Below are 24826 nucleotides of genomic sequence, written 5' to 3'. Positions count from 1 at the left end.
GGGACGTGAGAATGACGCTTCAGTACGACCTGGGCGGCCTGGCCGAGGGGCAGAGCGGATTCGCAGTCCCGCAGGAACGTCCGGCTCTGATCCCGGCACCCGACTACCGCGATGCCGCCGGCGGAGTCGCCGGCCTCGAATGGCGTCGAGCCGTCGACGGGCCGAAGCCCTATCCGCGCGTTCACATCGACCGCAGCATTCGTCTCACCATGAGCGACGGGGTCACCCTGCGCGCCACGCTCGTCCGGCCGGCGAATCGGTTCGGTCAGCCGATCCGCACTCCCCTGCCGGCGATCCTCAACATGAATCCCTATAACCGGGCAGTGCTGGACGGGCTCGACCACGCACTGCACGCTCCCGTGATCGGCAAGACCGTCCAGACCGCCAGCGCGATGATGGTCGCCGACGAGGGGCCGCTCGCCGGCGCCACGCGCATCACGCGCACCTTCTCCAAAGGGCTGTGGGACGTCTTCGGCATCAACCGGAATCTGGTGCGCGCCGGGTACGTACAGGTCCTGGTGGACGTCCGGGGCACCGGAACCTCGCACGGCAAATGGCAGATCCTCGGCTCCCGCGAACAGCAGGACAGCCTCGAGGTGATCGACTGGATCAGCGCTCAGGACTGGTACGCCGACGGCGTCGGGATGACCGGATGGTCGTATTCGGCCATCAACTCCCTGCAGACGGCGGGACACCGCCCCGAGGAACTCAAAGCCGTCTTCGCCGTCGAGGGCAGCGAGGACGTGGTCCGCGACATCTACATCACCGGCGGTATGCCGTCGGCCTTCATCCCGCTGTGGCTGGCACTGGTCAACGGGCTCAAGTGGCTGCCGAACCCGGCCACCGCCGTCGCCGACGTGCTGCGCGGCGACGCGTACCGGTGGCTGTCGGCGCGCGTGAAGTCTCCGGCCACGGAGATGCCGTCGCTGATGTGGGGCTTCCTGACCGCTCGAGACGACCGGATCTTCGACGATCCGTACTTCGCCGAGCGCGATCCCGCGATCGAGAACATCGTGTGTCCCACGTTCACGGTCGGCGGCTGGCACGATCTCTTCGGCCGCAGTGCCACGCGCGTCTACTCCAAGCTGCAGATGGAGCCCGGACGCAAGCAGGCGCTCATCGCCGACGGCTACCACCTCGACCCGGGGTTCGGTCACGAGCGCCCGTTCGCACCGCCCCGCCTCGACGTCCTCCAGCGGGCGTGGTTCGACCGCTGGCTCAAGGGCGTCGAGAACGGAGTCGACGCCTACGGACCGGTGACCCTGGAACAGCAGGGCGGCGCGTGGTCGTGCGGACCGTCGTTCCCCCGGCAGGAGGTGGCACCGCGGCGCCTGTTCCTGACCGAGGGGCCCACCGGAACCGCACTGCACGCGCAACACGACGGCACGCTGCGCAGTTCACCGGCCTCCCGGCGCCGCTCCCTGCGGATCCGGCCGAGCCTGCGCGGATTCGTCTCCCGCGATCTCGCGCAGGTGACCGCGGGCGCCGCCATCGTGCTCGGCGACAGCTTCGCGACCGATGCCCGCTTCCAGGAGGAGGCGGCCCTGTCGTTCACCAGCGAGCCGGTCGACCGGCCGACGCAGGTCTCCGGCGAGATGAATCTGCGTCTGAACGTCTCCACGACGGCGCACGAGGGGATCTGGGCCGTGACGGTCAACGACGTCGCACCCGACGGGACGTCGACCGTGCTGACCAACGGCGCACTCACGGCCTCCAACCGCGCGCTCGACCCGTCGCGGTCCACCTACACCGACGACGGCGTGCTGCTCGACGCGTACCACTACCTGACGCGGTCACGCCGGCTGCCCGTTCCCGCGGACGAGCCGGTCCGCATCGACGTCGACCTCGTGCCCACGGACGCGGTCCTGGCCCCGGGCCACCGGCTGCGGGTGGACGTGTACGCGGCGAGCCTGCCGCGCTATCTGACGATCGTCCCCGACCTGATCAAGGCCCGCGGGCGCCGTCAGCAGCTGGTCCTGGACCCGGCGAAGCCCAGCTACCTGACCTTCCAGACCGACGGCGAGCTCGGTGCCGCCCCGGTGCCGATCGTCGCCGCGACCGCGCAGCGGGGTTAGCGCGCCGACAGTCCGCTGTCGCCGAAGACGACGCGGTAGACCAACGCTGCCTCGGGCCCGAGGACCCGCTCGACGAGCCCGATCAGAGCTCCGACGAACGCCGGACCATGGGCCGGAGCGCCCACCTCGTCCAAGTGATGCGCCAACTCGTGCAGGACGACGAGTTCCCGCAGTGCCCAGCGACCGCCGGCCGAGTCCGGGACGGCGATGGTCGCGGTCGCCCGCTCGTAGTGCGCGGCACGTTCGCCTCGTCTCGTCCGAACCCGGACCGGGACGATCGCCCGAGTGAACTCCGCCCGAACCGACGGCAGGGCCAGAACGCGCCGGGCGTACGCGGAGACGTCGTCCACCGAACCGAACCTCGCCTCCGCGGGCAACGTCAGTTCGGTGCCGGCGAGCTGCACCGTATGCGCGCCGCCCGCCCGCTCGAACATCCGCAACACCAGGCGCTCAGCGTCGTACAGCCGTCGGCGCGTCTGGTCGCGGCTCACGATTCGAGCGCGCCGCGCGGCGCACCGAACTCCCGGTCGGCGCCGATGCGCGCGCGCCGGCCGGCACGGTCGCCGGCCTGGCGCGCGGCCGAAGAGTACCCGGCCGTGGCACTGCTCGCACGCCACGTTCCGCGGGCCTTCGATTCGGAGCGGTAGAAGTCCTTGATCTCCAATTGTTTGTCCCGCAGCGCGACCGCCGAGGAGACCGAGCGCGCCGGGCCGCTCTCGGTCTCGATGCGCACCGTCTCCCGCTGCTGTTCGTCGCGCGCCGCGCGGAGCCGGGTGCCGATCCGTGCCGCGAACGCCGATTGGAAGTTGAGCCGGGCGGTGATCGGCGAGAGCGCCTTCTCCTCGACCACACGTCGACGGCGGTAGCCCGCGGTCTTGGTGACCATCTGCCTGGCAGTCTCCCCCTTGTACGCCCCCGACTTCAGGTACGCATCGCTCGCGGCCACCATCTGAATCACCAGCGACGTGTACAGCGCCTCGCAGGCGTCGATGTCGGTCTCGAAGCCGTAAGCGATCACGAAGGTGGAATTGGACGCCACGTCGCATGTCACATCATTGGCCTGTGCGATCTGCACGAACAACTGCACGTATGTCCGCAGTCCCCGCTTGCCCGCCTTGCCGATCTCGATCTGCCGGGTGATCGGCGCGGCGGCCTTCCTGGCTGCGGGATCGTGCGCCCGGGCCATCGCGAGATCGATCGAGGCCGCCGTCGCGAGCCGCTGAGCGGCCGCCATGAACGCCTCCGCCTCGTGCTCGTTGTCCGTGCCCTCCGCCTGCCGCAGGAGACCGCCGATCCGGGTGAGCAGTTTGTCGTCGCGCATGAGTCACAGGCTATCGGGGCACCGTGACGTCTCCCAGGCCGCTGTCCACAGGCCCACGCGTTCGACGCCGGCGCTGTACGGGCCCTGCGCACAATGCGCGAAAGGCGACTAACGCACACAACCTCGACTGTGATTCACGTTACGACCAGAGTGCTCAAGTGGCGGGTCACACGACCTTCCGGAACTTCACGGCACGAAGGAGCACGCAATGTTGGTAGCGCTCGGGTTGGCGATGGTCGCCACCTTCATGTTCCTGATCATCACCAAACGCGCGACACCGGTGGTCGCGCTCATTCTCGTCCCGGTCGCGTTCGCCCTGTTCGCCGGTGCCGGACTCGGGGTCAGCGACATGATCAAGGACGGCATCGCCGACCTCGCCCCCACCGCCGCGATGCTGTTCTTCGCGATCATCTTCTTCGGACTCATGATCGACGTCGGGCTCTTCGACCCCATCGTGCGCTTCATCGTCCGACTGGTACGCAACGATCCCGCTCGCCTGGTGGTCGGCACGGCGGCTCTCGCAGCCGTCGTCTCCCTCGACGGTGACGGATCGACGACGTTCATCATCACCACCGCCGCGCTGCTCCCGCTGTACTTGAAGCTCGGCGTCTCCCCGGTCGTGCTCACCGTGGTCGCCGGTCTCGCGAACGGCACGATGAACATCCTGCCTTGGGGCGGCCCCACCGCCCGCGCCGCGACCGCCCTCAAGATCGATACGAACGCGGTGTTCCTGCCGATGCTTCCGGCGCTGGCGGCGGGCATGCTGGTGGTCTTCGCGTTCGCATTCCACCTCGGTGTGCTGGAGCGCCGCCGCATCGGGCGGATCGAGATCCGGGAATCGGTGCTCGCCTCATCGCGCGGGGCCGGACGCGACGACATGCCTACCGGCGGCTCTGCCTCGATCACCGCCGCCGAAGCTGTCGGAACGCCGGCAGCCGATTCCTCGTGGGGTTCGGACGACGCGAACGACGGAGACTCGGCGCTCACCGGCGTCCTCGATCCCACCCGGACCACTCTTCGTCCCAAGCTGTTCTGGGTCAACGCGGCGCTGACGGTGGCGCTGCTGGCCGTGCTCGGCGCCGACATCATCGCGATCCCGGTTCTCTTCATGATCGCGGCCGCGATCGCCCTCGCAGTGAACTTCCCGCATCTGAAGGATCAGCAGGAGGCGATCACCCGGCACAGTTCGAGCATCGTCTCGGTAGTCGCCATGGTGCTGGCGGCCGCCGTGCTCACCGGCGTGTTCAGCGGCACCGGAATGGTCGACGCGATCGCTCGGTGGCTCGCGGACGGCATCCCCTCCTGGATGGGACCGCATATGGCCGTGGTGATCGGCGTCCTGTCGATCCCGCTCACCTTCCTGATGAGCAACGATGCGTTCTACTTCGGCGTGCTGCCGGTTCTGTCGAAGACCGCGGCCGAATACGGCATCGATCCGACCGAGATGGCTCGGGCGTCGATCACCGGCCAGCCCTTCCACATGCAGAGCCCGCTGGTCCCGGCGATCCTGCTGCTGGTCGCTCTCGCCGGAGTGAGCCTCGCCGACCATCACAAGCAGGTCCTCTGGCGCGCCGCACTGGTCTCGCTCGCGATGCTCGTCGTCGGCGGATTGATCGGCGCGATCCCGCTGTGACCCGGTGGCACGCGGTATCGCGACACTAGGCTGTCGCCATGCGGTTGCGAACTCAGGTGCTGCTGCTGCAGTTGGTCGTCATCGCGGTCAGCCTCGGCGTCGGCTTCGGCGCGGTGATCTCCGGGGCCGACGACCGGGTTCGCGAAGAGTACGGGCAGCGGGCGCTCGCGATCGCCGAGACCGTCGCCGTCGACCCCGACGTGGTCGCCGGCGTCGGCAGCCACCAGGGCACGTCGCTGCCGGCGACAGACTTGGTCGACGGACCGGTCCAGCGCCAGGCAGAAGCGGTCCGTCGCGCGACCTCCGCACTGTTCATCGTGATCGCGAACGCCGACGGCGTGCGATTGGCCCATCCTGACCCTGTGGAGCTGGGCAAGCACGTCTCCACCGACGCCGACCGCGTTCTGAGCGGCAAGACTGACCTGACGACCGACCGCGGCACGCTCGGCGAATCCGTCCGCGGCAAGGTGCCCATCCGTGGCGCCGGCGGACAGGTGATCGGATTGGTGAGCGTGGGCGTCTCCACCGGTCAACTCGCCGGCGAGTCCCGCCGCGACATCCTGACCACCGTCTGGATCGCGCTCGGCGCCATGGCGATCGGCACAATCGGATCGATCCTTCTCGCTCGGCGCTGGCAGCGCCTCACCCTCGGATTGCAGCCCGACCAACTCGCCGAACTCGTCCGGAACCAGGGTGCCGTACTCCACTCCTTGTCGGACGGCGTGCTGGCCGTCGACGCGACCGGCGTGGTGCGTGTGGCCAACGAGACCGCATGCGAACTCCTGTCCCTCCACCACCCGGTGGGGCGCCCGGTCGACGGCATCGGCCTCACGCCGCGGGTTCGCCGAGTCGTGTCCACTCCGACGCCAGATCCCATCGCCGCCACTGTCGGCGACCGGATCGTCCTGGTCTCGTCGCACCGCATCATCACCGAAGGGCAGGACCTCGGCACGGTGGTGTCGGTGATCGACCGCACCGACTTCGAAGCACTGGCGCGCGAGAACGACTCCATCCAGGTGATGAGCACTGCTCTCCGCGCCCAGCGACACGAGACCGCGAATCGGATGCACGTGCTCGCCGGACTCCTGCGGCACGGGCATGTCGACGACGCCCTCGACTATCTCGACGAACTGACCGGAACCGGCGCGAGCGGCGGACTCGACGGCATCGAGAACGTCACCGAACCCCACCTCCACGCGTTCCTCGAGGCGAAGGCGGCGCACGCCCGCGAACACGGCGTCTCCCTCCGTCTCGGCGACCAGACCTGGGTCACCGGAAGCCTGACCGATCCGGTCACCGTCACCGCCGTGGTCGGAAACCTGCTCGACAACGCCATCGAGGCGGCCGCGGGCTCAACCGACGCTGAGGTGGAGGTCGAGATACTCACCGACTCGTACGACGGCCCCGGCGAGGTGCTGTGGGTGACCGTCGCCGACTCCGGCGCGGGCATCCCCTTCTCCGATCCCGAGCAGATCTTCGCCGAAGGGATCACCACCAAGACAGGCGCGGTCCCTGGCGGCCGCGGGATGGGGATGTCGATCGTGCGACAGTTGGCGCGACGGATCGGCGGCGAAGTGCGCGTCGCGGACCCCGGAGGCCGCGAATCAGGTCACGGCGCGGTGCTGGTGGCCGGCCTTCCCGGCGTGATCGCGACCGAGCAGACCACAGAGCAGACAGCGGAGGATGAATCTGATGACTGAGACCGACTACGGGGTGCTCGTGGTCGACGACGACTTCCGGGTCGCCGCCCTGCACTCCGCGATCGTCGCCGCGGTGCAGGGCTTCCGCGTGGTCGCTCGCGCGGGCTCCATCGCGGCGGCGCGTACGGCACTGGCCGACCATCCTGAGATCGAACTGGTGCTGCTCGACGTGTACCTGCCGGACGGCTCGGGGATCGACCTGATCGGCGAACTCGATCGCGACTGCTTCGTCGTCGGCGCGGAGACCGATTCAGCCGCTGTCCGGTCGGCGATGCGCGCCGGCGCGCTGAGCTACCTGATCAAGCCCTTCGCCGACGCCGACCTCGCGCGCCGCCTCGCCGGATACATCCAGTACCGCCGTGTACTGGACTCCGCGGACGTCGATCAGTCTGCCGTCGACTCAGCGCTCGGAGCGCTGCGCTTCGGGAAGCCTGCCACCGCCAAGCGCAACGACAACCCCTCACCGACCGAGCAGCGCATACTCGACCTGTTCGGCCCGGACTCGGTGCTCTTCGCCGACGACGTGTCGGCCCGAGTGGGAGTCTCCGCGGCGACCGCTCGGCGCCATCTCGCAGCCCTGGTCGACTGCGGCGCGCTCCGGATGTCACTGCAATACGGCGGAACCGGCCGTCCGCGTCAGGAGTATCGCCGCGCCCGATGACGAGAAAAGGGGGCACCGCCGATCGGCGGTGCCCCCTTTTCTCAGGCTCTGCTGAGGATCAGGCCTCTTCGGTGAAGTTGCGCGAGACCGCGGGATCGACCTGGATGCCCGGGCCGGTGTTGGTCGAGACGGTGACCTTCTTCAGGTAGCGGCCCTTGGCGGCCGACGGCTTGGCGCGCATGATCTCGTCGTACGCGGCGCCGTAGTTCTCGGCCAGCTTGGCGGCGTCGAACGACGCCTTGCCGATGACGAAGTGCAGGTTCGCGGCCTTGTCGACGCGGAAGCTGATCTTGCCGCCCTTGATGTCGTTGACGGCCTTGGTGACATCGGTGGTCACGGTGCCGGTCTTCGGGTTCGGCATCAGGCCGCGCGGTCCGAGGACTCGCGCGATACGGCCGACCTTGGCCATCTGGTCCGGCGTCGCGATCGCGGCGTCGAAGTCGAGCCACCCGCCCTGGATCTTCTCGATCAGGTCCTCGGCGCCGACCTCGTCCGCACCGGCCGCAGCCGCCTCGGTGGCCTTGTCACCGGCGGCGAAGACGATGACGCGGGCGGTCTTACCGGTGCCGTTCGGCAGGTTGACGGTGCCGCGGACCATCTGGTCGGCCTTGCGGGGGTCGACGCCCAGTCGCATGGCGACCTCGACGGTGGCGTCGGTGTTCTTCGAAGACGTGTCCTTCGCAAGCGTCACAGCCTCCAGCGGGCTGTACAGCTTGTCGCGGTCGATCTTCTCGGCGGCGGCCTGGTAGGCCTTGCTCTTCTTGCTCATGTGCTCTGTTCCTTCTCCCCGCCGTATCGGCGGGAGTTAGTGGTTAGTGGGCCGAGCGCGGCCCTCCCACGGGGTGTTTCAGGTATCGGTCTCTCGGATGAGGGATTCAGCCCTCGACCGTGATGCCCATCGAACGCGCGGTGCCGGCGATGATCTTGGCGGCCGCCTCGATGTCGTTGGCGTTGAGGTCCTCGGTCTTGGTCTTGGCGATCTCGCGGACCTGGTCCATGGTCACCTTGCCGACCTTGTTGACGTGCGGCTCACCCGAACCCTTCTGCAGACCTGCGGCCTTGAGCAGCAGCTTGGCGGCCGGCGGGGTCTTGAGCTTGAAGTCGAACGAGCGGTCTTCGTACACGAAGATCTCGACCGGCACCACGTTGCCGCGCTGCGATTCGGTCGCGGCGTTGTACGCCTTGCAGAACTCCATGATGTTCACGCCGTGCTGACCAAGCGCCGGCCCCACGGGCGGCGCCGGGTTGGCCTGGCCCGCCTGGATCTGGAGCTTGATGATTCCGGCGATCTTCTTCTTCTTGGGAGGCATGTCCTCTTGTCCTTTTTCCTACAGATCCGCGCACGCTGGATACGCGGAAGTCTCAATTCTGGTCACAGCGCTCGACGGCTGCGGCGCGAGGTCAGAGCTTTTCGACCTGGTTGAAGCCGAGCTCGACCGGGGTCTCACGACCGAAGATCGAGACGAGCACCTTCACCTTGCGCTGTTCGGTGTTGACCTCGCTGATGGAGGCCGGCAGGGTCGCGAACGGTCCGTCCATGACGGTGACCGACTCGCCGACCTCGAAGTCGACCTCGACGAGGTTCGACGCGGCGGCGGCAGCGGCCTCGACGCTCTCGCCCGCAGCCGCGGCGGCCTTGGCGGCCTCCGCCTTGCGGACCTCGGCGCGCGGCATCAGGAACTGCACCACTTCCTTGATCGAGAGCGGCGACGGACGCGAGGTCATGCCCACGAATCCGGTCACTCCCGGGGTGTTGCGGACGGCGCTCCACGATTCGTCGTTGAGTTCCATCCGCACCAGGATGTAGCCGGGAAGCACCTTGCGGTTGACCTTCTTCGGCTGGCCGTTCTTGATCTCGGTGACCTCTTCGGTCGGCACCTCGACCTGGAAGATGTAGTCGCCGACGTCCAGGTTCTGGACGCGCGTCTCCAGGTTGGTCTTCACCTTGTTCTCGTAGCCCGCGTACGAGTGGATGACGTACCACTCCCCGGGCAGGCGGCGCAGCTGCGCCTTCAACTCGGCGACCGGATCGACGGCTTCGGTGACCTCGGCGTTCTGGTCCACGTCGTCAGCGGACACATCCACCGGCGTGGCCTCGGCGGTCTCGTCGCCGATCTCCGGCGATTCGATCTCGTTCTCCGGGGTGCTCACTGCCCCACGCTCCTTCGTTGGTCACTCGGGCTGGCCGCCCTGTAATAGTTGCCTGTCAGCCGAACACCAGCAGGGTCAGCTTGGCGAATCCGATGTCCAGGCCGGCGATGAACGCCGTGACCACCACGACGAACGCGAAGACGGCGATCACGTAGTTGACCATCTCGTTGCGAGTCGGCCACACCACCTTCCGCATCTCCGACACGACCTGCTTGAGGAAGGTCCAGATGCGGACGAACGGATTGCGGCTGACGCCGGTATCGGTCGCGGCGGACTCGGCGGTACGCTCTGCGACCGCGGTCGCAGAGCCGGCACCCCGACGGCCGCGCGCGGAGCGCTTGCCGCTGGGACGCAGTTCGGCGGAGTCGGACTGGGCGACGTCGTCGACCACCAGATCGTCGTTGACGTCTGAAGAAGCCTTGCGATCTCGCTTGGCCACCTTCTCACCGATCCCTTCGTCTGCTAGTGCCCCGGTGGGCAGGGGCGACAGGACTTGAACCTGCAACCTGCGGTTTTGGAGACCGCTGCTCTGCCAATTGAGCTACGCCCCTTTGCGCGGGCCCGTCGACCCACACTTTGATCCAAGGCTAACAAAACCAACGCGCCACCCTCAGGCAGCGCGTGATTCTGAAGCATCAGACTCAGATGAGTGTAGAGCAAAGCTGCCGCTCGCCCCAACTCGCCCCGACTGGGCGGCGTCAGTTGAACTGCACCAGCGCCTGCGCGCGGCCGAAGATCTTCCGCCCGGACTGCTTGGCGACCAGCGCGATCACTCCCCGCCGGGTCTGCGGGTCGAGAGACTTGACCTTGCCGCCGAAGTCCACCTGCGCCGCGCCGACCGCCGGCACGTAGACCGGACTGGTGAACCGCACGTTGTACTCGTGGATGGCCGCGGGGTCTCCGACGAACGAGCCGATGACGCTGGCACCGAGGCCCATCGTCTGCATTCCATGCGCCACCACGCTCTCGAGGCCGACCGCCTCCGCGACCTCCGGCGAGAAGTGGATGGGGTTCGGGTCGCCCGAGACGCCCGCGTAGTTCACCAGGTTTCCGAGCGTGAGGGTCTTGGTGACCTGCGGGAGTTCCTGCCCCACTTCGAGGGTGTCGAAGTCGATAGCCCCGTAGGCCTTGGGCTCCACCACCGGGTCGGGCTCGTCGTACCTGCTGAACGGTCCGTGCACGGTCTTCCCGACCGCGGGATCGACGTCCACCTGCATCATCACTTCGTTGAGCTTCGCGACGAGTCCCGGATCCACATCCACCGAGGGTCGGGCGGCCACCGAGGTGAAGGTCGTCATCACCGGCTCCTCGTGCTGATTCCAGATGATGTTCTTGCTGACGAGCAGGTCGGCGCCCATCGACTGCCGGAACGACTCGAGCGAGACGTCGCAGACCAGCCGGTCGCCCAAGCGCATCGGCTGGTGCATGATCAGCCGCTGATCGGTCTGCATGATCTGCCACATGTCGTATCCGGTGATCACGTCGTCGAACAGCCTGCGTTGCGCGATGAGTCCGAGCACCGAGACGAAGGTCGGGTGCGCGAAGAGCGTGTCGTGGCCGAGCTTCGCGGCCTCTGCCTCGTCCCAGAACGCCGGATGGGAGTCCTGGACCGCCCGCGCATGCCTGCGGATGTCCTGACGACCGACTTCGTAGTAGTCGTCGACGGTGTACTTGAAACCGACCATCGACTTGGTGTGTTCAGCGACCTCCGCCGCGGTCGGATCGCCCATCGGCGCAGCCTCCAGTGGGTTGTCGACCCGAATGTCCTCCAGCTGACCGGTCACGGTGTCTCCTCACTCGGCGCGGTCAGGCCGCACGGCCCCGGCGATCGGTGTGGAACAAGGCCTCCGGGGAAACGATTCGCAACTGATTCGTTACGAAGATTGTCCACTCCGATCGGCTCCGGACAAAATCAGACGAGCCGTCTCACCAAGTGAGACGGCTCGTTGAAAAGCTCGGGAGGGGTCGCGGAAGCGACGACGCCTCAGCGCGACTCCTTGTGAGTCTCGTGCTTACCGCAGTTCGGGCAGAACTTCTTCAGCTCGAGACGGTCGGGGTCGTTGCGACGATTCTTCTTGGTGATGTAGTTGCGGTGCTTGCACACCTCGCACGCCAAGGTGATCTTCGGCCGCACATCGGTTGAGGAAGCCACTTTGTTGCCTACTTTCGCGTCTTGCAGTTCTTCGGTCCCACGCTTGGGGGCCGAGGTCCCACCGTGCGCAGGCGGTATGTGTAGCGGTGGGGGGACTCGATCCCCCGACCTCACGATTATGAGTCGTGCGCTCTAACCAGCTGAGCTACACCGCCCTGTTCGGCCGCGACCGAGTCGGTCACAACCAAGCGAGCCCCCTGACGGAATCGAACCGTCGACCTTTTCCTTACCATGGAAACGCTCTGCCGACTGAGCTAAGGGGGCGTGCCGTCCGGATCCAGCCTGCGAACAGTCCGTAACCGAAGAGCCTCAACGAGGTTACACACACGCTCTCAGTTTAACCAAAACCGCTGGTCACGCCGATTATGCGCGGTGCAAGTCCTCAGTGGCAGATATAGGATTCGAACCTATGTAGCTTGCGCGACGGATTTACAATCCGCTCCCTTTGGCCGCTCGGGCAATCTGCCGTGCCGCCGTCCACGAAACCGCTCCGCTCGCGCGGAGAAGTCCGGTGAAGGCAACGGGTAGAAGAATACAACGTACCCCGTATGTCCGCGCAAATCTGCTGTTCAGACCGCTGATAGGCTGGTTCTCATGGCTGATTCTTCGTTTGACGTTGTGAGCAAGGTCGACCGCCAGGAGGTCGACAACGCCCTCAACCAGGCGGGCAAGGAACTCTCGCAGCGCTACGACTTCCGCGGCACCAACACCACCATCGACTGGTCCGGTGAAGAGAAGATCGTGATCACCTCCGACGCCGAGGAGCGCGCCCTGGCCGGCCTCGAGGTGTTCAAGGAGAAACTGATCCGTCGGGACATCTCTCTCAAGGCGTTCGACGCCGGCGAGCCCGTCTCCTCTGGCAAGACTTTCAAGATCACCGGAGAGCTGGTCCAGGGCATCGACTCCGAGCACGCCAAGAAGATCTCGAAGAAGATCCGTGACGAAGGCCCCAAGGGAGTCAAGGCTCAGATCCAGGGCGACGAGCTGCGCGTCTCGTCGAAGAAGCGCGACGATCTGCAGGCCGTCATCGCATTGCTCAAAGGCGAGGACTTCGGCATCGCGCTGCAGTTCGTGAACTACCGCTAGCCCTCGCAGCTCCTCAGCGACAGACCCCGAGTCAAGCCGACTTGACACACTGATGACAAGTCGGCTTGACTTCTTGCATGTCCGAAACTCCGTCACCGGTGAAGGCGGCACGCACTCGAGCCGGTCTGCGGCAGGCAGATCTCGCCACGGCGGTGGGTGTCAGCCGGCAGACGGTGGTCTCGCTGGAGCGAGGCGACTACGCACCGTCGGTGTATCTGGCGATTCGGATAGCTCGGACCTTGAACAGTTCGGTCGAAGAGCTTTTTCCGCTACCCGAGGAGCACTGACATGTCACCTCAGACGAAGACCCTTCCCGCGCTCCTGCTGCGCAACACCGACGACTCGTGGGGCGACGAGCGCGAACGGGCCGTGATGCTCGAGGCCTACGCCTACGTGTTCATACTGGCGACGATCCTGCTGTGGACGCTGGCCGCGGTGTCCGCGTGGTTCGTTCCCTCCTGGGTCACCGTGGCCTTCTTCCTCGGACTGCTGATCCCGTCGGTCGAGTGGCAGCGGTACTGCCGGGCTCGCGGCGTCGACGCCCACGCCCTCGCCTACGGCGGCGAGTCGTGGGTGCGCACCGCTCTGATCGGCTGCTACTTCGGGGGCTGCGCGGTCTCGATGGCCACGGCCGTCATCGCCGAAATCGATCCCGGCGACGGCGTCGGCGGGGCCGTCGCCGGAGGAGTCGTCGGGGCCCTCGCCGCGGTGCTCGTCGGGCGCTGGGCGGCGAAGCGGAAGCAGGATCAGAACCGCTGACCGCCGTTGCGCGCCATCTCGTGGAGCCGCGCGATCCGGTCGGCGGTCGGCGGGTGCGTGGAGAACAGGCGCGACAGCTTCTCGCCGGGGCGGAACGGGCTCTCGATCATCAGGTGCGACTGGTTCGCCAGATCCGGCGTCGGAGGCAGCGGTGCGGCGGCGATGCCGCCCGAGATCTTCGAGAGCGCGGATGCGAGCGCCAGCGGATCACCGGTGAGCTCCGCGCCCGACGCGTCGGCCTGGTACTCCCGCGACCGGGACACCGACATCTGGATCACCATCGCGGCCACCGGACCGAGGATCGCGATCAGGATCATCGCCAGCGGGTTGGGCCCGTTGTCGCGGTTGCCGCCGAACGCTCCCATCCACATGGCCATGTTGGCCAGGCCGCTGATCACCGCGGCCATCGCGCCGGCGACGGAACTGATCAGGATGTCGCGGTTGTAGACGTGGGAGAGCTCGTGGCCCAGCACCGCCCGCAGCTCGCGCTCGTCGAGCAACTGCATGATCCCGGACGTGCAGCACACCGCGGCGTTCTTGGGATTGCGCCCCGTCGCGAACGCGTTCGGCGACTCGGTGGGACTGATGTAGAGCGCGGGCATCGGCTGGTGCGCCTGGGTGGCGAGGTCGCGCACGATCCGGTAGAGCTCAGGCGCCTGCACCTCGGTCACCGGCTGCGCGTGCATCGCCCGCAGCGACAGCTTCGCGCTGTTGAAGTAGGCGTAGGCGTTGGTGCCCACGGCGAGCAGAACCGAGAACACCAGGATGTTCGGGTTGTGGAACAACGCACCGATACCGACGATGATCGCGGACATCAAGCCCATCAACGCCGCCGTCTTGAGGCCGTTGAAATGCATGGCACCTCACTGTCAGAAGAACACTGTCCTTAGAACTTCATTCACAGTGGCAAACGTGCAGGACCACCCCGATAGTTCCAGCCGTTACCGCAGTCACTACGCGCGAAGAATACGCGAGTCGCGACGGTCAGCCGACGCGGTCGACCGTATAGCGCACGAGTGAGCTGAAAGCGTCGTTCGCCGGTCCCGCGGGCAGACCGGCGAGGAGCCCGTCGGCCTCGTCGGCCATCGCCTCCAGGCGAGCGCGGGCCTGCTTCATGCCCGCCGAGTCGACGAGCAGGTTCAGGGCCTCGTTCACCTCGCCGTCGTCGACGAGTGGTCGTGCCGCTCCGCTCTGCGGGTCGACGAGGAGCTGCGACAACCGCTCGCTGCCCGGCCCGTCGCCCGCGAGCGCCAGCAGCACCGGCAGCGTGTGGACTCCCTCGCGGAGGTCGGTGCCGGGCGTCTTGCCCGAGTCGCCGCTCACGGAGGCGATGTCGATGATGTCGTCGGAGACCTGGAATGCGGTGCCCACCACGTCGCCGAGCCGGGCGAGCGTGTCGACGGTGGTCGCGTCGGCGCCGGCGGTGTACGCGCCGAAGCGCCCGGCGGTCGCGATCAGCGACCCCGTCTTCTCCCACACCACCTTGAGATAGTGATCGATGGGGTCGCCGCCGGCGCTGACGCCGACGGTCTCACGCATCTGCCCGGTCACCAGTTCGGCGAAGGTGTCGGCGATGATCCGGACCGCCTCCGGACCCAGTGTCGACACCAGGTGCGAGGCCCTCGCGAACAGGAAGTCGCCCGCGAGGATCGCGATCGAGTTGGACCAGCGCGCGTTGGCGCTCGGCGCTCCCCTGCGCAGGGAGGCCTCGTCCATGACGTCATCGTGGTACAGGGTGGCCAGGTGGGTCATCTCGATGACGGTGGCCGAGGTGATGACGTCGTCGCTCCCCGGAGTCGTACCGAAGTGCGAGGCGAGGATCGCGAACATCGGACGGAACCGCTTGCCACCGGCTTTGGCCAGATGGGTGGCGGCTTCGACCAGGATGTCGTCCCCTGACGACAGCTCGCTGATCAACAGATCCTCGACGCGCTGAAGCGACTCCTGCACCTGCCCGGCGAACTCGCCGGTCCCGAGGTCCAGTCCGGCAAAAGTGGACTTCACGTGTTTGGCCCAATCCCATCGGTGATCCGAACGCCGCGGATTCGTCGTTCGGCGACACCAGAAGCGTAACTGCTCACGGCGACAGACATACTGGTCGGGTGACAAGCGCGACGCCCGGCGAAGCCGTTCCCGATTCCGCCGACCTTCTGGTGGTGGGCGCCGGACCCGCCGGTGCGGCGGCCGCAGCCCATGCCGCGGCCCGCGGATCGGATGTGGTGCTGCTCGACGCGGCGGTCTTCCCCAGGGACAAGACGTGCGGCGACGGGCTGACGCCGAGGGCGGTGACCGGCCTGCACCGACTCGGCATGAGCGGTCTGCTCGACGGCCGTCCCCGCATCCGGGGCCTGGAGCTCAACGGCTGGGGCGCACGGCAGCGGGTCGACTGGCCGGCCGCCGACCGTTTCGGCGCGTACGGCAGCGCGATCGCCCGCACCGAACTCGACGACGCGATCCGCCGTTTCGCGCTCTCGCGCGGCGCCCGGATGGTGTCCGGGGCCAAGGCCGTCGGCGCGCAGCTGGTCGGCGGCCGGATCGAGTCGGTGACCGTGGGACGGGACGGTGAACGGCGTCAGATCCGCGTGCGGGACGTGATCGTGGCGGACGGTGTGCGATCGGCGCTCGGAAAGTCGCTCGGGCGCCGGTGGCACCGCGACACCGCGTATGGCGTGGCCGCGCGGTCGTACGTCGACTCGGGGAGGTCCGGCGACGCATGGATGGGCTCGCATCTCGAGCTCCGCGATCCGGACGGTGCGCTTCTGCCCGGTTACGGCTGGGTCTTTCCGCTCGGCGACGGAACGGTGAACGTCGGGGTCGGGGCTCTGGCCACGGCGGGCCGGCCGGCGTCGATGGCTCTGCGCCCGGTGGTGGAGCACTATGCGCGGATGGTGGCAGGTGACTGGCAGCTGACGTCGGCGCCGCAACGGATCGCTTCGGCGCTCCTGCCGATGGGCGGAGCGGTGAGCGGAGTGGCCGGAGCGAATTGGATGCTGATCGGTGACGCCGCCGCGTGCGTCAATCCGCTCAACGGCGAGGGGATCGACTACGCGATCGAGACGGCCGCCCTGGCGGTCGACATGCTGGAGTCGGAGCACGACTACTCGGTCGCGTGGCCGGGGCTGCTGCGGTCGGAGTACGGTGTCGCATTCGCCGCGGCGCGCCGGGCCGCGGGTCTGCTGACCGTCCCGCAGACGGTGCCGCTGCTCGGCCGGCCCGGGATCCGTTCGGCTCGGCTGATGTCGGCGGTGGTGCGCGTGATGGGCAATCTACTGACCCCGGACGACGCCGATCTCATCGCCCGAGCCTGGCGCGGCGCCGGCCGCATCGCTTCGACTCTGGAGGACCGGCCGCCGTTCAGCTGACCGGTCCGGGACTCACGCGGCGGGTTGCGCGCTCTTCACGCCCCGGTGGATCGCTACGATTCCGCCGGTCTGGTTCTGCCAGGTGACCTCGCCGAATCCGGCGTCGCCGATCATCGACGCGAGAGCGGCCTGGTCCGGCCACGCGCGAATCGACTCGGCGAGGTAGACGTACGCGGCGGGATTGCTCGACACCTTCGTGGCGACGGCGGGCAGCGCCTTCATCAGGTACTCCATGTAGACCGTGCGGAAGGGCTTGAGCGTCGGAGTGGAGAACTCGCAGATCACGAGCCGGCCGCCGGGCTTGAGCACCCGATTGAGTTCTGACAGGGCCAGGGGCACGTCGTTGACGTTACGGAGACCGAATGAGATGGTCGCGGCGTCGAAGGAGGCGTCCGCGAAGGGCAGGTGCAGCGCGTCTGCGGCCACCTTCGGCACCTTGCGGTTCGCTCCTGCTCGGAGCATGCCGAGTGAGAAGTCGGCGGCGATGCACGTGGCACCCGAGGCCGCGAGTTCGACGGTGGACACGGCGGTGCCCGCGGCGAGGTCCAGGACCACGTCGCGCGGCTTCAGGTCGAGCGCGCGGCGGGTGTTGCGCCGCCAGAGCCGGTCCTGACCGAATGAGAGCACCGTGTTCGTCAGGTCGTAGCGGCGTGCGACGCCGTCGAACATCTCGGCGACCTCGGACGGCTCCTTCTCGAGGCTCGCGCGCGTTCCGGCGCCGTGGTCGGTGCTGTCTGTCATGGAGTCCAGCCTAATCGCGGCGTGTGCGGCGCCCGGTCTCGGCCACCCCGACCATGAGGACGATCACCACCGCCCAGCCCGCGGCGATCACCGACAGTGCGGGGACGATCGACAACTGGGCATCGCGGCCGACCGGCCGGGCGAGGTTGTCGGGATCGGTGGTGTCGTAGTCGACGAGGATGCGCTGCCCGGTGGACAGATGCGTGGGGTACAGCAGGCCTAGTTTGGGGTTGCGCAGTACCCCGTCCGGGGTCACGAAGTTGACGGCGGCGTGCAGGCGGTCGGCGGAGATCACCTCGGCGACGGCGGTGGCCTTGTTGGCGTCGATCTTCGAGTCGTTGCGGTAGGCGCCGGCGATGATGACCGCGCCGATGAGACTCACCACGACGCCGACGGCCACCAGCGCGATCTGAATGCGCCGCTGCACTGTCCGGGTCATGACTGCTCAGGATAGTCGGGTGCCGCGTCGAGCCCGGCGGCGATCCGGGCGTGGAGTTCGCGCAGACCGTCACGGTTGGTGCGCACCTCGAGAACTTCGATGCCGCCCTCGGGCGCGGGGCCGGTGAGAGCGTCGGACAGCTCGTCGAGTCGCACGCGGCGGTGGCCGATGTTGAATCCCGCGCACATCGCGGCGAGGTCGGTGCGGTGCGGGGTGCCGAAGATCCGGTCGTAGACGCCGAGGTAGGCGTCGCGCGCGAAACGCGGATCGCCCTGTTCCAGGAGGCCGAAGATGCCGCCGCCGTCGTCGTTCGCGACCACGATGCGCAGATCGGCGGGGCGCGGCTCATCCGGGCCGATGACGAGACCGGTGGCGTCGTGGATGAACGTGAGGTCGCCCATCAGCGCGACGGTCCGTCCGCGGGCCAGGGCCGCGCCTATCGCGGTGGCGTTGGTTCCGTCGATGCCGGCGACCCCGCGATTGGACATCACCTTGACTCCGTCGGCGACGGTGCCCGCGAGCGCGATGTCCCGGATCGGGTTCGACGCACCGACCACGAGCGTGTCGCCGGGGGTCATCGCGGCGGCGACGGCCCGTGCCACGTGTAGACCCGTGCTCTGGTGTGAGGCGTCGAGCTCGGTCGTCACCGCCTGCTCCACCAGGTTGTTGACTCGCGCGGCCTCGTCGAGCCATGTCTGCCGGGGATCACCGGTGGCCGCCGCCCGGGTGCCGGTTGCGACCACGTTGCCGGACACGTCGGGCCACCGCGGGCCGGTGGTCAGCGCGAACACCTCCACCGACGGATCGGCGAGCAGCCTCGACACGGAGCGGTGCAGAGTCGGGCGCCCGCAGATGATCGCCTGTTTCGGTCTCAGCTTGCCGAGTGCGAGCGGGTGCAGGGGGTTCGCCGCGCTCGGCGCGGTCGGCTCGGCGACGGTCGGCAGCGCTGCCAGTTCGGGATGAACTCCGGCGCCGTGCCCGGACACCACGACGGTGTCGCGCGAGAGGTCGATCTCCAGGGGGATGTCGAGCCTGCCGACCGGCGCGTGGGTCCACGGAGCGTCGCCGGGGCGCCCGGCGAAACGTCCGTCGTCCAGGACCGAGAGGTCGGTGTCCGGAAGGTCCCCCGCGTCGGGCACCAGCGGCTCGCGCAGCGGGATGTCGAACTGCACCGGCCCGGCGTTGCCGGTGCGCGCGCCGCGCGCAGATGCGAGGACCCGGCCCACCGCCGACCGCCACTGGGAGTTGGTGTCGAGATCTTCCTCCGCGAGCCCGAGGCTGATGGCTGCGCGCACCTGGGTGCCGAACATGCCGAACTGCTCGATGGTCTGATTGGCGCCCGAGCCCAGAAGCTCGTACGGCCGGTTGGCGCTGATCACGACCAACGGCACCCGCGCGTAGTTCGCTTCGAAGACGGCGGGCCCGGTGTTCGCGACGGCGGTGCCGGAAGTCATCACAATCGGCACCGGGCGGCCGGAGGCCACGGCCAATCCGAGCGCGAGGTATCCGGCCGACCGCTCGTCGATGCGGACATGGAGCCGAAGGCGGCCCTGCGTGTCAGCCGCATGCAGCGCGAAGGCCAGCGGCGCGTTCCGCGATCCCGGGCACAGCACGGCCTCGGTGACACCGCCGCGCATCAGTTCGTCGACGATCACACGCGCCTGCAGGGTGGACGGGTTCATGGATATAGACCCTATGCGCCGGGACGAGGCAGCCGATCCGAAGGTCGGCTCCGACTCCGCGCCCTCCGGAAGCGGCCATGAAATATCGTCGGCACATGGGCTTCTACTCCGAGCACGTGCTGCCGCGGATCATCGTCAAGACCTGCGGGATGCCCGCGATGGACGATCTGCGGCGCCGGGCCTGCGAGCCGCTGTCCCGCGATGTGGTGGAGATCGGTTTCGGGTCCGGCTTCAACGTCGGCCGGTATCCGGCGGATGTGAGGCGTGTCGCCGCGGTGGAGCCGAGTGATACCGGTTGGCGGCTCGGGGCCGCGCGGGTCGCGGCGTCGTCCGTGCCGATCGAGCGGGGTGGTCTGGACGGGCAGCGGCTGCCCTTCGACGACGATTCGTTCGACTCGGCGTTGTCGACGTTCACCATGTGCACCATTCCGGAACTCCCCGTGGCGCTCGCGGAGCTGCGACGGGTCGTCAAACCCGGCGGGATTCTCGCCTTCCTCGAGCACGGCAGGGCTCCGGACCCCGGCGTACGCCGATGGCAGCGCCGGCTGGAGCCGATCCAGAAGCGTCTCGGCGGAGGATGCCACCTGACCCGCGACATCCCCGCAATGTTGGCCGAGGCGGGCTGGGAGATCGTGGCGCTCGACTCCTTTTACGCCGACGCGGCGCCGAAGCCCTTCGCGGCGTTCTCGCTCGGCTGGGCCCGGAATCGGTAGCTCGCGGGTCCGCCGGGTTCCGAAGGCCTTTCCGGTGGTGGGCCCGATTCTCGTCGGTACCGTTCTGACGGATGCAGGCACCGCGCTTGTCCGGCGTGGTGGATGGGGTTCAGGCGCCAGGGTTGTTCGGTGGTGGCTGGTCGCCAGGCCATGCGTCCGGCATCGGGCCCATCCGGGAGGATGATGGTCTCCCACTGTCCGCGGTTGGTGCCGACGGCGCGGTTGTGGCGTCCGCAGGCGGCGCCGAGGGCGTCGATGTCGGTGCGCCCGGCCGGGGTGACCCAGTCCGGTGCGTGATGGGCCTGGGTCTGCGCGAAGGGGCGGTCGCAGCCGGGGGCGGTGCAACCGCGGTCGCGGGCGAACAACGCCAACCGCTGCGCCTTACTCGCACACCGCGCACCACGACCCTGGTAGAGGAGCTCGCTGGTGTGATTCCGGAAGACCGCCAGGTGCGGCACAGCCTCGGCAGCGAGCCGCACGAGTTCACCGATCGGAACACGGCTACCTGTCGCGGTCAACGCGATTCCGGCATGCGCGGCGAGTTCCTGATCGGTGACGGTGATGACGAGTTCGGCCGGTATCCGGTTCGGTGCACCGAGTCCGCCGTGGGCGAGAACGTAGTCGCACAGGGCCAGCAGCGCGTCGTGCGTGCGTTGGGCGGCACTGCGCAGATCCCGGCCCCGCGCCGCGGCGAGAGCCTCGGCGTCGATGCCGTCGGCGTTGATGGTGCCGGTGGGTGAGTCGGGGTCGGTGGGATTGTTCATGCCGGGCGCGGCCCAGGCGGTGAGGATGACTTCGAACTTGGCGCGTAGTTCCGGGGTCATGGCGCCACGGACTTTGCACATGAGTTGTCGGTCTTGCGGGAGGATGGTGATTCCGCGTTGGCGTTGCCGGTCGACGTGATCGCTCTCCTGCCCGTCCGGATCCAGATGGGCGAGCAGGCGGTCACCGACCTTGCCCAGATCATCGGGGTTCAACCCAGCCGCCGCTTCGGCCAACTCCGCCTCGGCACTGGCTTTGACTTCCGGCGAGATGCAGCCCGGTACTTTCGCCAGCACGGCCGAGATGACGAGAGCGTGTTCGGCGCCGACAGTCCCGGCCGCCACCGACGCGGCGGTGGCGGGCTTGCGGGGAGGCAGGGTTTCACCTTGAAAGTTGGAGAACTCGCCGATGGTCTCAGCCATCCGCAACCGCCGACCCGCCTCCCGGGTTCCCAGCCGCAGCCCTTGCGACAGGTATTGATGCGGATTCAGGTAGCCGGCGGTGCGGTGCGCGTTGCGGTCGGAGACCTCCACCAGCAGCGCCGCGGAGACGCCGTCCCAGCGTCGCCGAATGCGTTCGGCGGTCTGCGTGTGCGCCAGCAGTTCCGGTTCGGTCTCCGGCGACAGCGAGGTCTCGGCGAGTTTGACCGCCGCGGCATCGATCAACGCCAACAACTCCGCGGGCTGGTCCGGCAGCGCACCAATGGCGACGACAGTCGCGACCGAATCAGTGAACGGATCGGTCATCGCTGTCACCTCCCCCGAGTGTTTCAGCTGGTCACACCATATTTTCTTGACCTACCAGAACACTACCAATCGGGTATGACACAACGGATCGATGAATCGAACAGGCAAGCGGATGGTTCGTGCCGGCGGTGTAGATACCGTGTCGGCGGTCGGGATGCCAGTAGGGTCGACCCCATGAGTCGCGAATTCGACGTCGTCGTGTTTGGAGCCACCGGTTTCGTCGGTGAGCTCACCGCCCAGTACCTCGCCGACCATGCACCGGCGAGCACTCGCATCGCTCTCGCCGGGAGGTCGGAGACCAAACTCGCCGCGGTGCGACGACGCCTCGGCGAGCGCGCGCGCGACTGGCCGCTGATCGTGGCCGACTCGGACTCGCCGTCGTCGCTAGATGCGATGTGCGCACGTACGCAGGTGGTCTGCACCACGGTGGGTCCGTACCTGCGCTACGGCGAGAATCTCGTGATCGCTGCTGCGACCGCAGGCACCGACTACGTCGACCTCACCGGCGAGGTCCCGTTCGTCCGGCACTCCATCGACAAGGCCGACGAACTGGCCACCGCGTCCGGCGCGCGGATCGTGCATTCCTGCGGATTCGATTCGGTCCCGTCCGACCTCGGCGCGTATCTGCTGCACCGAACGATCGCCGAAGACGGCGCGGGCGAGATGACCGACACCACCATGGTGGTGACGTCGCTGCGCGGCGGCGTCTCCGGCGGAACGGTCGACTCGGTCCGGGTGATCGCAGAGATGGCGAAAGACGCGGAGACCAGAAGCCTGATCATGAACCCGCAGGCACTCTCCGGCGGGTCGGGTGAGACTCCGCGCGCGGGCCTCAACTCCGAGCCCAGCGATATGACGCCGGTCGACGCGAAGAAGGTCGACCCGAGCCTGCGGGGCACGCTCGCACCGTTCTTCATGTCGTCTTACAACACCCGCGTGGTGCGTCGTTCGAACTACCTTCTCGACGGTGCGTACGGTGACGCGTTCCGCTACCAGGAGACGATGTCGGTCGGCGGCGTGCCCGGCCTGTCGGCCGCACTGGCCGGGATCGTCACCGTCGGAACCGGAGCATTCCTCGGCGCGATGAGCTTCGCGCCCACCCGCAAGGTCCTCGACATGGTGCTCCCCAAGCCCGGCAGCGGCCCCGGAGAGAAGTCCCGCGAGACGGGCAACTTCGTCACCCAGACCTTCACCACCACGACCACCGGACGCCGGTATCGCTCACAGATGCGCGCGCACGGCGACCCCGGATACAAGGCGACCGCCGTGATGCTCGGCGAGGCATCGCTGGCTCTCGCTCTGGATCGTGATCGGCTCCCCGACCGCGCCGGCGTCCTGACCCCCGCGGTGGCGATGGGCGATGTGTTGATCGATCGCTTGCAGGCGGCGGGTTTCGTCGTCGAGGCGCACGAACTGAAGGCGTGAGCCCGACCCGTCGCGGCTACGCCTGACCGGGCCTCAGCTCGATGAAGAGTGCGTCCATCTCCGCGCACAGGCGGTCGCCGTCATGCAGCGTGCCGCGGACGAAGTTCTTGCGACCGTCGTGTTCGTGCACCCAGGTGCGCAGCACGAGGGGCGTCTCCAACGGAGTCAGTGACCGGTAGTTCACCGTCAGATAGGCGGTCCGCGCCGGCCGGCCGGCTCGCAGAGCCGCAGCCATGCCACCGAGGTCGTCGAAGGCGACCGCGACGTGCCCTCCGTGCGCCACACCGTTGCCTCCGAGATGGAACCGCCGGAAGATCACCTCCGCGTCCACCCCCTCCGGCCCACCGTTGCGCACCTCGTACGGCGGCAGGGTGATGTTGCCTCGCGACGGCAGGTCGATCCGGGTCCCCGACGGTGACGTCCACTCGTCGACGAGGGTCGTGTCGAGCTTGGCGTTGAGCTTCTTGAGGTCCTCGATCACCTCGTCGGCCAACTCGGGGGTCGGCGACGCGTACCGCACCTTGTCCATGAACGTGCGGACCTGCTCGACCATCTCGCCGTAGCTCGGTCCCCCGCGTTCGGTCGTGACCTCGAAGTCGGCGCGGAACCCGCCCTGGTGCGGTGACGTCTCCGACGCCTCTGTGCTCGACTGCTGTTCGGTTGCGCCCGTCATCGTTTCACCGTATCTTCCGCGCGACCGCCTCCTGTGGTCGGCTCAGACTTCCCCCTGCGACAGCAGCCTGTCGATCTTGGTCTCGATACGAGCGAGCCTCTCGTCGTCGGACGACCGCCGGGCGTCGGCGTGGCCGGCGCCGATCAGCAGATCGACGATCTGCCGTCCCACATCTGCCGTGTGCACCGGACGCCCGGCGTATCGCTGGCCGCGCGCGCTGTGCTCCAGCGTCCCGAAGATCATGTCGCGCGCCAGCGCCGACGGAAGCGAGGCGTCCACTTCTCCGCACCGCTTCATGTCGTCGATGACCGAGGTGTACAGCCTCGTGTAGCGGCGGTTGGAATCGATGACGACCGACGCCAGCTCCGTGCCGGGAAACGCCTGGGCGGTGTGGATGTACACCTGCACCAGGTCCCACTGCGTCGCCATCACCGCACACCAATCGTGGACCAGTCGGCGCAGCAGTTCCGACGGCGTCGCGCCGTCCTGCGCCAGAACCGCCTCGGCCTGGCCCTGCAGCCCCTCGTAGAACTCCCGGGTGACGGCGGTGAGCAGGCCGAGTTTGCTGGAGTAGTGCAGGAAGACGGTGCCCTCCGACACTCCCGCACGCCGGGCGATCTCGGCGGTGGTAGCCGCCTGAAAGCCCGACTCCGCGAAGCACTCCGCGGCGGCCGCACGCACGGCGCTGCGCGTGCGGTCGCTCTTCGATCCGGCCTGCCCCCGCGCCGCCGTCACGACGCCGGTC

At 68.0% G+C, this 24826-nt stretch carries 26 protein-coding genes and 4 tRNA genes; 10 read left to right on the top strand and 20 right to left on the bottom strand.

Annotated elements, in window-relative coordinates:
• Positions 1-11 precede the first annotated feature (11 nt).
• A complete protein-coding gene (locus ACK8HH_RS03125) occupies positions 12-2075 on the top strand; it encodes a CocE/NonD family hydrolase (protein WP_045536578.1) in 2064 nt (687 codons plus the stop codon).
• On the opposite strand, the gene ACK8HH_RS03120 is transcribed toward ACK8HH_RS03125, so the two are convergent.
• The gene (locus tag ACK8HH_RS03120) at positions 2072-2569 is read right to left on the bottom strand and encodes a TIGR04338 family metallohydrolase (protein ID WP_039866641.1); all 498 of its coding nucleotides are present in this window, start codon (positions 2567-2569) and stop codon (positions 2072-2074) included. The genes ACK8HH_RS03125 and ACK8HH_RS03120 overlap by 4 nt on opposite strands.
• Positions 2563-3396 carry a DUF2786 domain-containing protein gene (locus tag ACK8HH_RS03115; protein WP_006894391.1) on the bottom strand — a complete coding sequence of 278 codons (834 nt, stop codon included), beginning with the start codon at positions 3394-3396 and terminating at the stop codon, positions 2563-2565. Before ACK8HH_RS03115 ends, ACK8HH_RS03120 begins: the two co-directional genes overlap by 7 nt.
• A 208-nt stretch (positions 3397-3604) precedes the next feature.
• Between ACK8HH_RS03115 and ACK8HH_RS03110 the strand changes: the two genes are divergently transcribed.
• Genes ACK8HH_RS03110 through ACK8HH_RS03100 form a run of 3 tightly spaced genes read left to right on the top strand, consistent with a single transcriptional unit; the run spans position 3605 to position 7390 of the window.
• Positions 3605-5029, top strand: coding sequence for a CitMHS family transporter (locus ACK8HH_RS03110; RefSeq protein ID WP_045538059.1), 1425 nt, complete (start codon positions 3605-3607; stop codon positions 5027-5029).
• 38 nt (positions 5030-5067) lie between these two features.
• Positions 5068-6729, top strand: a complete 1662-nt coding sequence (locus tag ACK8HH_RS03105) for a sensor histidine kinase (RefSeq protein WP_006894388.1) — start codon at positions 5068-5070, stop codon at positions 6727-6729.
• Entirely contained in the window at positions 6722-7390 is a 669-nt protein-coding gene (locus tag ACK8HH_RS03100; RefSeq protein ID WP_039866639.1) for a response regulator, read from the top strand. The genes ACK8HH_RS03105 and ACK8HH_RS03100 overlap by 8 nt, the downstream gene beginning before the upstream one ends.
• 58 nt (positions 7391-7448) lie before the next feature.
• On the opposite strand, the gene rplA is transcribed toward ACK8HH_RS03100, so the two are convergent.
• From rplA to ACK8HH_RS03050, 10 genes are all read right to left on the bottom strand, one after another.
• Positions 7449-8159, bottom strand: coding sequence for a 50S ribosomal protein L1 (gene rplA, locus ACK8HH_RS03095; protein WP_006894385.1), 711 nt, complete (start codon positions 8157-8159; stop codon positions 7449-7451).
• A gap of 106 nt (positions 8160-8265) precedes the next feature.
• Positions 8266-8700, bottom strand: a complete 435-nt coding sequence (gene rplK / locus ACK8HH_RS03090; protein ID WP_006894383.1) for a 50S ribosomal protein L11 — start codon at positions 8698-8700, stop codon at positions 8266-8268.
• Between the two features lie 91 nt (positions 8701-8791).
• Positions 8792-9541, bottom strand: coding sequence for a transcription termination/antitermination protein NusG (nusG, locus tag ACK8HH_RS03085; protein ID WP_006894381.1), 750 nt, complete (start codon positions 9539-9541; stop codon positions 8792-8794).
• Positions 9542-9596: 55 nt separating this feature from the next.
• Positions 9597-9980: a preprotein translocase subunit SecE gene (gene secE, locus ACK8HH_RS03080; protein ID WP_006894379.1), complete on the bottom strand. Its 384-nt coding sequence runs from the start codon at positions 9978-9980 to the stop codon at positions 9597-9599.
• Positions 9981-10019: 39 nt separating this feature from the next.
• Positions 10020-10092 (bottom strand) — tRNA-Trp (locus ACK8HH_RS03075).
• Between the two features lie 147 nt (positions 10093-10239).
• The gene (locus ACK8HH_RS03070; protein ID WP_006894377.1) at positions 10240-11325 is read right to left on the bottom strand and encodes a fused (3R)-hydroxyacyl-ACP dehydratase subunits HadA/HadB; all 1086 of its coding nucleotides are present in this window, start codon (positions 11323-11325) and stop codon (positions 10240-10242) included.
• 200 nt (positions 11326-11525) lie between these two features.
• Entirely contained in the window at positions 11526-11693 is a 168-nt protein-coding gene (gene rpmG, locus ACK8HH_RS03065) for a 50S ribosomal protein L33 (RefSeq protein WP_006894375.1), read from the bottom strand.
• Positions 11694-11774: 81 nt separating this feature from the next.
• Positions 11775-11848 (bottom strand) — tRNA-Met (locus ACK8HH_RS03060).
• A 36-nt stretch (positions 11849-11884) separates the two neighbouring features.
• Positions 11885-11957: transfer RNA gene (locus ACK8HH_RS03055), tRNA-Thr, on the bottom strand.
• A gap of 122 nt (positions 11958-12079) precedes the next feature.
• A tRNA-Tyr gene (locus ACK8HH_RS03050) sits at positions 12080-12160 on the bottom strand.
• A gap of 127 nt (positions 12161-12287) precedes the next feature.
• Between ACK8HH_RS03050 and ACK8HH_RS03045 the strand changes: the two genes are divergently transcribed.
• The 3 genes from ACK8HH_RS03045 (at position 12288) to ACK8HH_RS03035 (ending at position 13538) form a co-directional block, all read left to right on the top strand.
• A complete protein-coding gene (locus ACK8HH_RS03045; protein ID WP_006894373.1) occupies positions 12288-12779 on the top strand; it encodes a YajQ family cyclic di-GMP-binding protein in 492 nt (163 codons plus the stop codon).
• Between the two features lie 77 nt (positions 12780-12856).
• Positions 12857-13066 carry a helix-turn-helix transcriptional regulator gene (locus ACK8HH_RS03040; RefSeq protein WP_039866583.1) on the top strand — a complete coding sequence of 70 codons (210 nt, stop codon included), beginning with the start codon at positions 12857-12859 and terminating at the stop codon, positions 13064-13066.
• A gap of 1 nt (position 13067) precedes the next feature.
• Positions 13068-13538: a hypothetical protein gene (locus ACK8HH_RS03035; RefSeq protein ID WP_412475530.1), complete on the top strand. Its 471-nt coding sequence runs from the start codon at positions 13068-13070 to the stop codon at positions 13536-13538.
• Here the strand turns inward: ACK8HH_RS03035 and htpX are convergent.
• Together htpX and ACK8HH_RS03025 are read right to left on the bottom strand one after the other, a co-directional pair.
• Positions 13526-14395 carry a zinc metalloprotease HtpX gene (gene htpX / locus ACK8HH_RS03030; RefSeq protein WP_045538053.1) on the bottom strand — a complete coding sequence of 290 codons (870 nt, stop codon included), beginning with the start codon at positions 14393-14395 and terminating at the stop codon, positions 13526-13528. The two genes, ACK8HH_RS03035 and htpX, sit on opposite strands and share 13 nt — an antisense overlap.
• A 127-nt stretch (positions 14396-14522) precedes the next feature.
• On the bottom strand, positions 14523-15542 hold the full coding sequence (locus ACK8HH_RS03025) for a polyprenyl synthetase family protein (protein WP_006894368.1): 1020 nt from the start codon (positions 15540-15542) through the stop codon (positions 14523-14525).
• Positions 15543-15640: 98 nt separating this feature from the next.
• On the opposite strand from ACK8HH_RS03025, the gene ACK8HH_RS03020 reads away from it, so the two are divergent.
• Complete coding sequence (locus ACK8HH_RS03020) at positions 15641-16900, top strand: geranylgeranyl reductase family protein (RefSeq protein WP_006894366.1); 1260 nt, start codon at positions 15641-15643, stop codon at positions 16898-16900.
• Between the two features lie 12 nt (positions 16901-16912).
• Here the strand turns inward: ACK8HH_RS03020 and ACK8HH_RS03015 are convergent, their stop codons facing one another.
• Genes ACK8HH_RS03015 through menD form a run of 3 tightly spaced genes read right to left on the bottom strand, consistent with a single transcriptional unit; the run spans position 16913 to position 19762 of the window.
• Positions 16913-17641 (bottom strand): demethylmenaquinone methyltransferase, encoded by a 729-nt coding sequence (locus tag ACK8HH_RS03015; protein ID WP_006894365.1) that lies wholly within the window; start codon positions 17639-17641, stop codon positions 16913-16915.
• Positions 17642-17651: 10 nt separating this feature from the next.
• Entirely contained in the window at positions 17652-18080 is a 429-nt protein-coding gene (locus tag ACK8HH_RS03010) for a hypothetical protein (protein WP_006894363.1), read from the bottom strand.
• Positions 18077-19762 carry a 2-succinyl-5-enolpyruvyl-6-hydroxy-3-cyclohexene-1-carboxylic-acid synthase gene (gene menD, locus ACK8HH_RS03005; RefSeq protein WP_412475529.1) on the bottom strand — a complete coding sequence of 562 codons (1686 nt, stop codon included), beginning with the start codon at positions 19760-19762 and terminating at the stop codon, positions 18077-18079. The genes ACK8HH_RS03010 and menD overlap by 4 nt, the downstream gene beginning before the upstream one ends.
• A gap of 95 nt (positions 19763-19857) precedes the next feature.
• Here menD and ACK8HH_RS03000 point away from each other — a divergent pair, with 95 nt between their 5' ends.
• Complete coding sequence (locus tag ACK8HH_RS03000; RefSeq protein WP_006894361.1) at positions 19858-20475, top strand: class I SAM-dependent methyltransferase; 618 nt, start codon at positions 19858-19860, stop codon at positions 20473-20475.
• On the opposite strand, the gene ACK8HH_RS02995 is transcribed toward ACK8HH_RS03000, so the two are convergent.
• Complete coding sequence (locus ACK8HH_RS02995) at positions 20412-21983, bottom strand: DUF222 domain-containing protein (RefSeq protein WP_412475528.1); 1572 nt, start codon at positions 21981-21983, stop codon at positions 20412-20414. The genes ACK8HH_RS03000 and ACK8HH_RS02995 overlap by 64 nt on opposite strands.
• A 174-nt stretch (positions 21984-22157) precedes the next feature.
• Here ACK8HH_RS02995 and ACK8HH_RS02990 point away from each other — a divergent pair, with 174 nt between their 5' ends.
• Positions 22158-23408: a saccharopine dehydrogenase family protein gene (locus ACK8HH_RS02990; RefSeq protein ID WP_006894357.1), complete on the top strand. Its 1251-nt coding sequence runs from the start codon at positions 22158-22160 to the stop codon at positions 23406-23408.
• Between the two features lie 16 nt (positions 23409-23424).
• Here the strand turns inward: ACK8HH_RS02990 and ACK8HH_RS02985 are convergent, their stop codons facing one another.
• On the bottom strand, positions 23425-24081 hold the full coding sequence (locus tag ACK8HH_RS02985; RefSeq protein WP_006894355.1) for a PaaI family thioesterase: 657 nt from the start codon (positions 24079-24081) through the stop codon (positions 23425-23427).
• A 42-nt stretch (positions 24082-24123) separates the two neighbouring features.
• Positions 24124-24816, bottom strand: a complete 693-nt coding sequence (locus ACK8HH_RS02980) for a TetR/AcrR family transcriptional regulator (RefSeq protein WP_222110962.1) — start codon at positions 24814-24816, stop codon at positions 24124-24126.
• Positions 24817-24826 lie beyond the last annotated feature (10 nt).

This window comes from Gordonia sp. LUNF6, assembly GCF_047041125.1.
GTDB classification, from domain to species: Bacteria; Actinomycetota; Actinomycetes; order Mycobacteriales; family Mycobacteriaceae; genus Gordonia; species Gordonia sihwensis.
Note: the sequence above shows the minus strand (reverse complement) of the source record. Positions and strands in the feature narration are given on the sequence as shown.